Raw genomic sequence first — 12,305 nt, forward strand, 5'->3', positions numbered from 1 at the left:
GAGCCCGATCCAAGGCAGCGCAAAACCCCTGCCATTGCAGCGTATGGCGGCCGTGATGGCATTTCGATAATCGCCTCCGACACGACTGGCCTGCCCGGTCGTCCATTCACAGCGGAGAGCGTCATGCACAACAAGAAGATCGCCCAAGCCCGTATGTCCCGCCTTGCCCTCGCGGCATCCATCGCCCTGGCCACCCAGCAGGCCGCCGCCGAGATCGTCCTCTATGACAAGGACCAGACCACCTTCTCTACCGACGGCTACGTCAACGCCTTCTACGTCAACAGCGACGTGGATCGTGATGGCGAGCAGTTCGACCGTCGCCAGTCGCGGGTCAAGATGGGATTCCTGCCCAACTGGATCGGCTTCAACATGGGCAAGCAGGTGGATGACCTCAAGCTCGGTGCCCGCTCTTCGTTCTGGGTGACCATCAACGACAGTGAGACCAACGGTACGGCAACCGCCATCGATGTCCGCCAGTTCTACGGCACCGCCGGTGGGGACTGGGGCGAAGTGCTGGTGGGCAAGGACTTCGGCCTGTTCGCCCGGTCCAACATCCTGCTCGACGAACTGCTCGCCGGTTATGGCCAGGTCAGCGACACCCTCGGCCTGGTGGATGGCGGTGGCGTGTCCTTCGGCAACATCGGCAGCGGCTATCCCTATCCGTTCCCGACCTCCCAGATCACCTACCGCAGCCCGAAGACCGACGGACTGCGCGCCGCCGTGGGCATCATGGACCCGGTGGACACCAACGACGACAGCCCCACCGGCAAGGCCTACCAGGAGAACCCGCGTTTCGAGAGCGAGATCACCTACGAATTCGACTTGGCTGGCGCGCAGATCTACTCCTGGGTCAACGGTGCCTACCAGACCTCGGAGAACACCGACCCCAACGTCGACAGCGTCACCTCCAAGGGTCTGGGCTACGGCGTGCAGGCCAAGATGGGGGACTTCACCCTGGTGGGTTCCGGCTTCCAGGCCAAGGGCATCAACCCGTTCTTCACCAATAACGCCGGTGAGCCGACCCTGCGCGAAGTGGACAGCGATGGCTACCTGATGCAGGGTTCCTACCGCTTCGGCAAGAACCGTCTGGCGCTGTCCTATGGCAAGACCAAGGACGACGGCAACGGTGTGGTCAACACCGGCGCCGACTACGAAACCCGCGGCATCGCCCTGTTCCACGACATCAACGACAACCTCAAGCTGGTGGCCGAGTACAACCAGTTCGAGATCGACGGCCACGAAGGGGATGCCCAGAACGAAGACACCGACACCTTCGCCGTGGGTGCTGTCCTGAACTGGTAAACCCTGCTCCAGATTGCTCCGGTTTTGGCGGGAGAGGCTGTGGTCCTCCCGCCTTTTTTGTTTCATGTGACCAGCGGCCGCATTGCTCTTGTAGGGGCGAATTCATTCGCCAAGGGATTCGCAGAATCCCCCTTGGTCTTGCAGGGCAGACCTGCGGCCTGCTTGGCGAATGAATTCGCCCCTACAGGCTCCCTTCACCCCCTACCTTCGAACTAGCCCGCCGCTACCCAAGAAGGATGGGGCGCCCCGGTGCCCCTCCGTAGAATTTCCCCATCGTCAGCAGGCTTATTGGGTGGACACCAGGATGCTCGAAGATCCGGTAGAGGGCGTTGTCACCGCCATGTCTCTGGCCACCGAGGCCGAAGCCGTGGCCCAGGACCTGGCACGCCAGCTCATTCACCCATACCTGGGCTTCGTGCTGTTCTTCTGCTCGGCCGAGTACGACCTTGAAACCCTGGGCCAGGCCCTTGAACAGTACTTCGGCGGTGTTCGTCTGGTGGGCTGCACCAGTGCCGGCGAAATCACCCCGCAGGGCTATGGGCGCAATTGCGTCAGCGCCGTGGGTTTCGATCACCGTAGTTTCTCCATCGCCAGCGCGCTGGTGGACGAAATGGATCGCTTCGGCCTGATCGACGCCCAGCAACTGGTGGAGCGTCTGGTGCAGGATTGCCGGGCCAACTCCCTGGCGCCGATCAAGGGCCACAGCTTCGCCCTGACCCTGCTGGATGGCTTGTCCAGCCGTGAGGAACTGGTGCTAGCGGCGCTCGGTGCGGCCTTCGGCAGCATTCCGCATTTCGGTGGCTCGGCCGCCGACGACCATCACCTCAAGCACACCCACGTCTACTACGAAGGGCGCTTCCACGCGGGCGCCGCCGTGGTGGTACTGGTCAACACGGCGCTGGATTTCGAGGTGTTCAGTACCCATCACATCCTGCCCGGTGTCGAGAAACTGGTAGTCACCCGCGCTGACAACGCCAGCCGGCGGGTCTACGAGCTCAACGCCGAGCCAGCGGCGGAGGTCTACGCGCGAATGATCGGCGTCCCGGTGCAGGCCCTGGACTTGCGCATGTTCGCCGCCCATCCGCTCGCCGTGCGCCTTGGGGATTCGTACTACGTGCGCTCCATCCAGCGGGTCAACGCGGACCTCAGCCTGAGCTTCTATTGCGCGGTGGAGAACGGCATCGTCCTCACCGCCATGCATCCCGGACCCTTGCTGCCGAATCTGGAGGCCCTGTTCCAGCGCCTGGGCGATCGTCTCGGCCCGCCCTTGCTGACCATCGGCTGCGACTGCTTCCTGCGCCGCCTGGAGATCGAAGGCGACGCCGGCGCCGTTGCCCGCACTTCCGACGTCCTGCGCCAGCACCGTGTGATCGGCTTCAACTCCTACGGAGAGCAGTTCAATGGCATGCACATCAACCAGACCTTCACCGGCGTCGCCGTCGGCCGTCGGGGTCGCAATGGATGCCGCTGAGCAGCAGGCACGCCTGGCGCTCCTGGAGGAGGAGAACCGCAAGCTCAGGCGCATCAATGCGGCCCTGATCGAGCGGGTAGAGTCCAGCGCGCCGCGCAGTGACGACAGTTACGCCGCATTCCAGCATTCGGTCGTGCTGGCCGAGCAGGTCCGCGAGCGCACCGACGCACTCAACCAGGCCATGGCCGAGCTCAAGGCCAGCAATCGCCTGCTGAGCGACGCCCGGCTGCGAGCGGAAACCGCCCACCAGCACCTGATCGACGCCATCGAAAGCATTTCCGACGCCTTCGTCCTGTTCGACCGGGACCAGCGCATCGTCCTCTTCAACAGCCGCTTCAAGTCCTTCTGGGCCCGCACCCGCGCCCGTATTGGCGCCGGTACCCGCCTGGCAGAAATCCGTCGATTGGCCGAGAGCACCGGGCTGATCGTCGAAGAACATCGCGGCAGCGACGACAACATCCTCTACCGCCTGCACAACGGCCGTTGGGTACAGGTCAGCGAGCGACCCACCCGCGAAGGCGGCCTGGTGATCCTCTATACCGACATCACCGAGGTGAAACAGAGCGAAACCGCTCGCCGCGAACAGGCCCTGGCGCAGAAGTCCCGCCTGTTGCAGCGGGCCGTGGACAACCTGTCCCAGGGGGTGGCGATGGTCAGCGCCGAGGGTGTGCTCGAACTCTGGAATCACCGTTTCCTCGAGCTCTGTGGCCTTGCCCCGGTGGAGGCGCACCGGGCCTTTGCCGGGGTCATGGCCGACAGCGAGTTGCCGCTGCTCACCCCCGACACTCGTGATGCCAACGGCCGGCCCATTCGCGAGATGGAGCAGCGCCTGTACAACGGTCGGGTGCTGGAGGTCCGTACCCATCCGCTGCCCACCGGCGGTTTCGTCAACACCTTCACCGACATCACCGAACGCTATCGTCACGCCGAGGCGCTTGCCGAGAGTGAGCGCTGGATTCGCCTGATCGCCGACCACGTCCCTGCGCTGATCGCCTACCTCAGCGCCGACCTGATCTACGAGTTCACCAACAAGGTGTACGAGGAGTGGTACCGCTGGCCACGGGGCGCGATGCTCGGCCAGAGCCTGCTGGACGTGCACAGCGAGGAGCACTGGCGACGCCTGGAACCCTATGTGGAGCGGGCGCTGGACGGGGAAAGCCTGTCCTTCGAGGTGACCGAGACCAATCACAATGGCCAGGAGCGCTGCATGCTGCGTTCCTATGTGCCCAACCGCCTGGCCAATGGCGAGGTGGTGGGGATCTTCGTGCTGATCCGCGATATCACCGAACGCCGCCGCACCGCCGAGGCGCTGCACCAGGCCTACCAGAACCTCGAACAGCGGGTGCGCGAGCGCACCACCGAGCTGACCGCGCTGAACAGCCAGTTGCGTCGCGAGATCGACGAACGTACCCAGGTCGAGTTGCGCCTGCGGGAGGCCAAGTTCGAGGCCGAGAGGGCCAACCTGTCCAAGACCAAGTTCCTCGCGGCCGTCAGCCACGACCTGCTGCAACCGCTGAATGCCGCCCGGTTATTCACCAGCGCCTTGCTGGAGCAGCGGGACAAGGCTGGCAGCCTGGCCCTGGTGCGCAATGTCAGCAATTCCCTGGAAGACGTGGAGAACCTGTTGGGCACCCTGGTGGACATCTCCAAGCTGGATGCCGGGGTGATCAAGCCGGACATTGCGCCGTTCGCCCTCAGCGAGTTGCTCGACTACCTGGCCGTGGAGTACCGCCAGATCGCCGCCAGCGAAGGCCTGCAGCTGGCCTTCGTGCCCAGTTCGGCCCTGGTGCGCAGCGACCTGCAACTACTGGCGCGCATCCTGCGCAACCTGCTCAGCAATGCCATTCGCTACACCCCCAGCGGGCGCATCCTGCTGGGCTGCCGGCGTCGTCGGCAGAGCTTGTGGATCGAGGTGCACGACACCGGAATCGGCATCGCCCAAGACAAACTGGGCGAGGTATTCCAGGAGTTCAAGCGCGGCGAAGTGGTGCGCCAGAAGCAGGACCGTGGCCTGGGGCTGGGGCTGGCCATCGTCGAGAAGATCGCCCGCATGCTGGGCCATCGCATCCACGTCGCGTCGGTGCTGGGCAAGGGCTCCCTGTTCGCCGTTGAAGTCCCGCTGGCCCGCCGGGTGGCCAGGCAGAAACCCGAGCGGGAAGAGCCTCAGGCGGTGCTGGAGCGCCTGCACGGGGCGCGGGTCTGGGTGCTGGACAACGACGCGGCTATTTGCGCCGGCATGCGCACACTGCTGGAAGGCTGGGGCTGCCAGGTGACCACTGCGCTCTCGGAAGAAGACCTGGCGCGCCAGGTGGACAACTTCCACGCCGACGCCGACCTGCTGATCGCCGACTACCACCTGGACAACGACTGCAATGGCGTCGACGCCGTCGCCACCATCAACGCCCGCCGCAGCACACCGCTACCGGCCCTGATGATCACCGCCAACTACAGCAACGAACTCAAGCAGCAAATGCGCGAACTCGGCCATACCCTGATGCACAAACCGGTGCGACCCATGAAGCTGAAAACCGCCATGAGCCATTTGCTGGAGCGATGAAGGCGTTGCGCCGCGCACACCGGCGGTGTGTCCGGGTGGTACGGATTCCTCTGGTCGCGCGAATCGGTGCGCATGGCGCACCCTACGGTCGGGCATGGAGCTCGGGTAGGGTGCGCCGCGCGCACCGGCGGTGTATCGAGGTGGCTTATTCGCCGAACTTGCCGTCGATCTCTCCGACGCCGCCCCAATCCGCTGGATAGACACCCTCACACACCAAGCGATGAAAGTTCGACCAAGGCCAGTCGGCTACGCGGTCCACCAGCCCATGCCTGACCGGGTTCCAGTGCAGGTAGTCCATGTGCTGCCGATGGTCGCGCTCGTCGCGAATCCGGTGTTCCCAGAAGCGCCGTTGCCAGAAATCGTATTCCCGCCTCGCACCGCGACTGGTGCTGGGAGAGGGGGCATCGCCGCATTGCTGGCTGACATGACGTTTGATGATGGACCAGCGTCGGCCGAAGTCGTGGTCATCCGGTGGCAGTTGCCAGATGCAATGAAGGTGATCCGGAAGTAACACCCAGCCGTGGATGTCGAAGGGAAATCGCTCCCGCGTACGGACGATCGCCTCGCGGAGGGAGTGGCGAACGGCAGGTTGAGTCAGCACGGGTTTGCGTAGGTGAGTGACGAGCGTAAAGAAGTAGAGCGCGCCTGGGTCCCGGGCGCGACGGTAATTGGACATGCCTGGCCTCCTGCCGGATGCGGATTGGCCAGCGTAGGTCAGCGCCAGGAGCTGTCTTACCGATGAGCGCGTAGGAAACATCCGGCGCGCACGGCGTCTCGGGTAGGGTGCGCCGCGCGCGCCGGCAGTGTGTTCGGGTGGTACGGATTCCCTCAGGCGCTCGAATCGGTGCGCATGGCGCACCCTACCAGGCCGCGCCGTGCGAACGGGAGGGCTATCAAGCCCGCTCCGGAACCGGCTGGAACTTCGCCCTCAATACCAGTGCGATGCCTCCCAGTACCGCCGCCGAAACCAGTACCAGGCGCAGGCTGATGTGTTCGCCCAGCAACAGGGTGCCGCCCAGGGCGGCGATGACGGGGACGCTGAGTTGCACGCTGGCGGCCTGGAGCGCGCCGAGGCCGGGGAGGGCGCTGTACCAGATGGCGTAGCCGATGCCGGAGGTCAGCGCGCCGGAGAGCAGGGCGTAAATCAGGCCCGACAGGTCGCAGCGCAGTTCACCGAGGAACGGCAGCAGGAGCAGCGCGGCGAAGGGCAGGGCGCGGATGAAGTTGCCGGCGGTGGCGGCCAGTGGCAGGCCCGCCTGGCGGCCGAGCAGGGTATAGGCGCCCCAGGCCAGGCCCGAGAGCAGCATCAGCAGCCCGCCCACCAATGGCGGCGCGTTGGCGCCGGGCAGCAGCAGGACCACCAGGCCGCCTGTGGCCAGGGCAAAGCCCAGGGTTTGCTGAAGGTTGAGGCGTTCGCCCCGTAGCAGGCCGACCACCACCATGCACAGTTGCACCGCACCGAACAGCAGCAGTGCGCCAGCGCCGGCGTCCAGTTGCAGGTAGGCATAGGAGAAGGCCGCGGCGTAGACGAACAGCGCCGCCGCGGCCCGCCAGTTGCCGGTAGCGGCCAATGGCTGGCGGCGCAGATGCAGCAGCAACCACAGCATCAGCGCGCCGGCAGCGATGCGAACGGCCGTGAAACTCACCGCATCGATGGCGGTTTCCTTCAGCGCGAGGCGGCAGAGCAGGGAATTTCCGGCAAAGGCCAGCATGGCCAGGGCCGTTAGCAGGAGGGTACGGGCGACGGGCATGGCGGTCCTTGCGCGGTGTTCAGCGACGCAGGTAGGCGGTGAAGTCGATGTCGCTGGCCGAGAGAATGGCCTGTACCCGGTTGTGCACGTTCAGCTTGCGCAGGATGGCCGAGACGTGGGCTTTCACCGTGGTTTCGGCGATGTCCAGGTTGTAGGCGATCTGCTTGTTCGACTCGCCCTTGGTCATCCGTTCCAGCACCAGCAGTTGCTTGCGGGTCAGGGCCTGCAGCAGCTCCGGCGGGATGCTGGCTTCCTCATGATGGCGGCGTGGCGAGGTTTTCTGGGTGCGGATGATGTCTGACGGCAGGTAGACGTTGCCGTTGAGGATCTGCTCGATGGCATCGGTCATCTGCGCGCGGGGTGAGGACTTGGTGATGAAACCCACCGCGCCGTAGGTGATGGCCTGCAGCACCACCTGCTTGTCCTGCTCGGCGGAGACGATGACCACCGGCACGGTGGGGGCCTCGTTGCGCAGGTTGATCAGGCCGTTCAGGCCGTGCATGCCGGGCATGTTCAGGTCGAGGAGGATCAGGTCCAGGTCGTCGTGCTCCTGGGTCAGGGCCAGGGCGCTGTCCAGGTCGGCGGTTTCCATCACTTCGCTTTCCGGAAAACCGTCGCTGATGACGTTGTGGATGGCTTCGCGGAAGAGCGGGTGGTCATCGGCAATCAGAATTTTGTACACGGCCTTTCACCTCGTTGTTTTCATTATGGTGCGGCATGCCCGGTTGCGCCGGGTCAGGGGAATGGCACGGGACGGGCGGACTGAAGGGGCAGGCCGGCCTGTTCCCAGGCGTCGATGCCGTCACGGTACCAGTAGAGGTTGGTGTAGCCCAGCGCGGCGGCGCGCTTCACCGCATTCCAGCTCAGCCAGCAGTCGGAGCGACAGTAGAACACCAGCGGCCGGTCCCGGCGGCCCTGGCTGGCCTGCCGCAGGTTGCGGCTGAAGTAGTCCTGCCAGTCGGCGGTGAGCTGGCCATCGCCAGTATTGGCCAGCCAGAGGCTGCCAGGCAGATTGGCATGGGGCTCGTCTTCGATGAACTGCCCTTGCAGCCACTGGCGGCGGTAGACGTCGATCAGCAGGGTATCGGGTCGTGCGCGCAACTGCGCCTGGAGCTGGGGCGTATCCAGGGTGCGGGCGGGGTCGACCTCGGACGGCGTGGGGCTGCGGTAACGCGCCAGGCGATAGCCGTCGGCGGAAAACAGCGGTTCCCCAGCCTCTGCGACCAGTAGGGGCAGGGCCAGGGTAAGGCAGGTCAGGCAGGTGAGGAAGCGCTTCATGGCGGACGCTCTGTTCTTTTTATGCGGCCATTACAGGCCACCGCCGCTGCTTTTGGAATTCGACGTTGAGAGGGGGCAAGCAGTACCAAAGTAGTAGAGGGCCGTGCCCGCCCCTTGCCTGGTAGTGGCCAGGGAAAGGTCAGAGCTCGGGCGTGGAGAAGAATGCGCTGGCGGCCGTCAGCTGGCCCTGGTCGATGTCGAACTCCAACTCGAAGGTGGCCAGTACGGGGAGAGCCGTGATGGTGGCTTTGGCGTTCACTGGTGTGATCGGGAAGGTCAGCTCCACCTCATCGGTTTGGCGCAACACACGAACCACCCGGTTCTCGCCATGGGCGAAAAAGCGGGTGCGGCTGGTCAGCCCGACGCCCAGCACATTGAGGAAGTCAATCAGCAGGATGACCCCCGGCGCACCGTTCAGGTCAGGGTCGCTGAAACTGGTGCTTCTGATGCGTGCCATGCCCTTGAGGCTGATGTCTTCGGCAGGCGTCTCCAGGGTACCGTCGATGGACACTATCAACTGGTCCGCCCGGCGTTGGAACACAGGAAGGGCCGCGGCGCTGCGGGATACCAGGGCGGCCACGAGGCCGGCGAAGGTCAGCAGGGCTGCCGGAATTTGCCTTCGAGCGATGTTCATCTGCGTCTCCTCGACTCCTCGCGGGGTCGCTAGCCGCCCCCGGGTGGAGGGGGGGTCGGTTGCGGCTCCGCCTGCCCGGACGGCGTCGCACCCTGTTGTTCGAGATAGTGAATCAGGGCCTCTACATCCTCGTCGCCCAGGCGCAGGTTGGGCATCCGCACCTGGTTGTAGCGGACGAAGAGTTCCATGGCGGTCGGGTCCTTCTGCTCCAGCATCTGGTCGGGTGCCTTGATGAAGCGCCTGAGCCAGTCCTTGCTGCGGCGTTTGGTGACGCCTTGCAGGTCCGGTCCCAGCGCTTCTCCCTGGCCTATGGTGTGGCAGGCTGAGCAGGCGCTGCGGAACAGGAAGCGGCCCGCTTCGGGGTTTTCGATCGGTGGAGCGCTGGCGTAGCTCGGGCCCATGGCTTCACGCTGTTTTTTCCACCCCAGGAGAAACGTGGTGAGCTTGGTCGCCAGGAAGCGCGGATTGTCCACGCTGGATTGGCGCATCCACTGGCCGGTCGGCTCGTTGCCCACCATAAGGCTGGAGAGGTGGCCGTCCGGGTCTATGGCATCGGTGTTTGACCACAGGCCCAGCTTCTTTTGCACCAGGGTGATGTCTTCCCGTTTCCCGGTCAGGAACAGCCAGCCCGGCCCTGCGTGGAACTTCTGCGCGTAGGCCTTGAGCACCTCCGGCGTATCACGCTCGGGATCGACGCTGATGGAATAGAAGTGGATGTCCTTGCCCACCTGGTCCCCCAACAGCCCCTGTACCCTGGCAAGATTGGCGGTGCTTAGGGGGCAGGTGTCCTTGCAGTGGGTGTAGATCATGTTGATCACGACCGACTTGCCCTTGAGCAGGTCGTCGTAGAAACGGACCGTCTCGCCGTCCTGGGTGGTCAGGGGCACATTCGGGAAATAGCCGGCACCCCAGGGTTGCCCACCAAGGGCGGGCGCGCCCGGCAGCCACGTTCCTGCACCCAGCAGGCCCCATGTTGCCAGCACCCATGTCCACCTGATGTCGCCCATGGCGCCCCCTAGCGGAATGCCCTCGGCAGGATTTCGGATGGGTCCACGAAGGTCACGCCCTGGGGCGTCGGGATCGGCGTTGGAAGCGGCCTGAGGAAGGGGGCATCTCCGTCGTCGATTTCCCAGCGCAGCAGCATGGCGTTGTCTTCGTGGGTTGTGTTGTGGCAGTGCTCCATGAACATTCCGCCGAAGTCCCGGAACTGCATGGTGATGGTGACGCTGCCTCCCGGATGCAGGCGGTAGACGTCCTTGCGTCCGCGTTCCCAGGCCGGGACGTTGCTCAACTGGCCGTCGCGGGCGAGGATCTGCCCCTCCTCGAAGTGGATGTGGATGGGATGGTCCCAGCCTCCGCCGCCGTTCTTCAGGGTCCAGATTTCACGGGTGCCCAAGCGTGGCCCAGCCGTGATGCGGCCGAAGTCCGCCGCGAGCATATCGCCCCCTTCGGCCTTGATGCCCCAGGGGCCGAAGAAACTGGTGATGGGGTCACTGGTGGTCTGCTTGGCGCCGCGGCCGAACTCGAAGGTACGCTGGGCGGCTACCGGAATCTTCGACAGGTCCGGGTTCGGGCAGAGCACGGCAGGCACCTGGCTCTTGTCGGGGCGCGCGGGGTCGCGGACCACGCGGAATTCGAGGAAGCGACCGACGCAAGGGTCATCCGACTCGCCGTTCAGGGCGTCGCGCAGGGAGAGGTCTTCCTTCGGCCTCCGGCCGTTCTCGTGCTCGGTCAGGTTCACCATCCAGACCTTGTCGCCGATCTTGTAGCGGGCGAAGTCGATGACGATGTCGAAGCGCTCGGCGATGCCCATCTCATCCAGGGCGGTGACCACCACCGGCGCCGGCAGCAGGTTGCCATCGTTGGCGATGATGATCATCGGCGAGGCGTCGCTCAGGGATATCTTGAAGAAGCGCGCGACAGCGGCGTTGAGGATGCGGAAGCGGTACTTGCGCCGCTCGACTTCGAAGTAGGGCTTGTAGACCAGGTTCACCGTCATCACATCGCCGAGGAAACCGTCGAAGTCGAAGATATTCATCGCCAGTTGGCCCTCACCATCCCAGGCCTTGTCAGCGATCATCAGGTTCACGTCGTAGTCCAGGTTGCCGTAGGACTTGGCCGTGCCGCTGGGCAGGCGCAGGTTGACTCCATCGTTGAGCTCCTCATTGCCACGGTCGAGGCTGCTGTAGACGTTGAACATCCCGGCATTGCCCTTGTACACGTTCTGCGAGGTAAAGCTGAACATGTGGTCGTGGAACCAGTGGGTGCTCATGGTTTCGCGGTAGTCGCCTGCAAGCCGGTCGATGCCGCCGCCGTCGTTGGGACTTCCGCAGCGCGGGTCGGTTTCGCCCAGGTTGATGCTGTAATAGCCGCCGTGGCAGATGGGGTAGTGGTAGTCGTAGAACTGGCCGGGGAAGAAGAAGGCCCCGGTGAATCCATCATTCTCCGCCCCGTGGTGGCCGTTGTGTTCATGGGTGCTGATGGTGTGGATGCCGAAGCCGCCGTTCTGCGTCGGGTCTTCCGGCAGGCGGTTGTGGTGCCTGAGGATGATCGACTCGTGATAGCGGCCGATCAGCAGCTTGGGCGGCAGGGTGCCGTTGAACGTCCAGAGCGCCAGTGGGCCCTGGTCCGGCAGGCCGGGGTGGAATCGCGGGCGTAACGCCTGCGATGGATTGATGCCCGAGTTCAGTGCCGAGGGCACGCCCGGGTTGTAGCTCTGGTTGGCCTTGGCGCCCTCCTGGGTGACTTCCACGACGACCCTGGGATAGAAGTCGTTCCACTGCTGGTGCGCCCAGATCGGTCCTGGCGGGCGCCCTTCGATGGGGCCGTAGCCACCACCCAGCACGGCGGGAACGCTGCGTTGGGTGGTATTAGCCTGCTCCATCGGATCGGGTCCGGGCACGCCGGGCTTCGAAGGGATTGGGTTCATCACTCCCGTGCCCGGTGTGAAGGGCTTGCGGGGCAGCACGTCGAAACGTGGCATGGGCTGGGTGAAGGACTGCACGCCGAACAGCGGGCTGGGTGGCAGTCCGGTGGGGACGTTGAATTCGTCGGCGTAGGCGCTGCTGGTGAAGGGGCTCAGGCCATGGACCGGAACCAGCAGTCCGCCGGACGTGGCCAGGCCCCACTTGATTAAGTCGCGTCGGGTAACGTCGCCCTTGGTGAGGGCATTCGCCAGATCGGTAAAGTTCCTTCGAGCATTTTCCGCTTCCCTGAGCCGCGCTCTTGACGCATCTTTTGGGAGGTACATGCGCTTCTCCTTGCTGGTTGCAACCCCAGGTGATCCCCTGCGCAGGATGTGATGAGGCAGGG

Annotated in this window: 10 protein-coding genes; 3 read left to right on the plus strand and 7 right to left on the minus strand. The window is 64.7% G+C overall.

Annotated features, from left to right (window positions below; translation table 11 throughout):
* Positions 1 to 153 precede the first annotated feature (153 nt).
* The 3 genes from THL1_RS14130 to nahK all read left to right on the plus strand — a co-directional run bounded on the left by THL1_RS14130 (position 154) and on the right by nahK (position 5,330).
* Positions 154 to 1,302, plus strand: a complete 1,149-nt coding sequence (locus tag THL1_RS14130; RefSeq protein ID WP_237234839.1) for a porin — start codon at positions 154 to 156, stop codon at positions 1,300 to 1,302.
* 304 nt (positions 1,303 to 1,606) lie between these two features.
* Positions 1,607 to 2,773 carry a nitric oxide-sensing protein NosP gene (nosP, locus tag THL1_RS14135; protein ID WP_069083858.1) on the plus strand — a complete coding sequence of 389 codons (1,167 nt, stop codon included), beginning with the start codon at positions 1,607 to 1,609 and terminating at the stop codon, positions 2,771 to 2,773.
* Positions 2,703 to 5,330: a hybrid sensor histidine kinase/response regulator NahK/ErcS' gene (nahK, locus tag THL1_RS14140; protein WP_162493736.1), complete on the plus strand. Its 2,628-nt coding sequence runs from the start codon at positions 2,703 to 2,705 to the stop codon at positions 5,328 to 5,330. The genes nosP and nahK overlap by 71 nt, the downstream gene beginning before the upstream one ends.
* A 145-nt stretch (positions 5,331 to 5,475) precedes the next feature.
* Here nahK and THL1_RS14145 read toward each other — a convergent pair whose 3' ends face one another.
* From THL1_RS14145 to THL1_RS14175, 7 genes are all read right to left on the minus strand, one after another.
* Complete coding sequence (locus THL1_RS14145; RefSeq protein WP_069083860.1) at positions 5,476 to 6,006, minus strand: REP-associated tyrosine transposase; 531 nt, start codon at positions 6,004 to 6,006, stop codon at positions 5,476 to 5,478.
* Between the two features lie 217 nt (positions 6,007 to 6,223).
* Entirely contained in the window at positions 6,224 to 7,081 is an 858-nt protein-coding gene (locus THL1_RS14150) for a DMT family transporter (RefSeq protein WP_069083861.1), read from the minus strand.
* Between the two features lie 19 nt (positions 7,082 to 7,100).
* Complete coding sequence (locus THL1_RS14155) at positions 7,101 to 7,763, minus strand: response regulator transcription factor (protein WP_069083862.1); 663 nt, start codon at positions 7,761 to 7,763, stop codon at positions 7,101 to 7,103.
* 53 nt (positions 7,764 to 7,816) lie between these two features.
* Positions 7,817 to 8,359, minus strand: a complete 543-nt coding sequence (locus tag THL1_RS14160; RefSeq protein WP_069083863.1) for a PQQ-dependent catabolism-associated CXXCW motif protein — start codon at positions 8,357 to 8,359, stop codon at positions 7,817 to 7,819.
* Between the two features lie 139 nt (positions 8,360 to 8,498).
* The gene (locus tag THL1_RS14165; RefSeq protein ID WP_069083864.1) at positions 8,499 to 8,993 is read right to left on the minus strand and encodes a hypothetical protein; all 495 of its coding nucleotides are present in this window, start codon (positions 8,991 to 8,993) and stop codon (positions 8,499 to 8,501) included.
* Between the two features lie 29 nt (positions 8,994 to 9,022).
* Positions 9,023 to 9,976 (minus strand): SCO family protein, encoded by a 954-nt coding sequence (locus THL1_RS14170; RefSeq protein ID WP_069083865.1) that lies wholly within the window; start codon positions 9,974 to 9,976, stop codon positions 9,023 to 9,025.
* A gap of 32 nt (positions 9,977 to 10,008) precedes the next feature.
* A complete protein-coding gene (locus tag THL1_RS14175) occupies positions 10,009 to 12,243 on the minus strand; it encodes a multicopper oxidase family protein (RefSeq protein WP_069083866.1) in 2,235 nt (744 codons plus the stop codon).
* Between the last annotated feature and the right edge of the window lie 62 nt (positions 12,244 to 12,305).

The organism is Pseudomonas sp. TCU-HL1 (assembly GCF_001708505.1).
Lineage (GTDB): Bacteria > Pseudomonadota > Gammaproteobacteria > Pseudomonadales > Pseudomonadaceae > Metapseudomonas.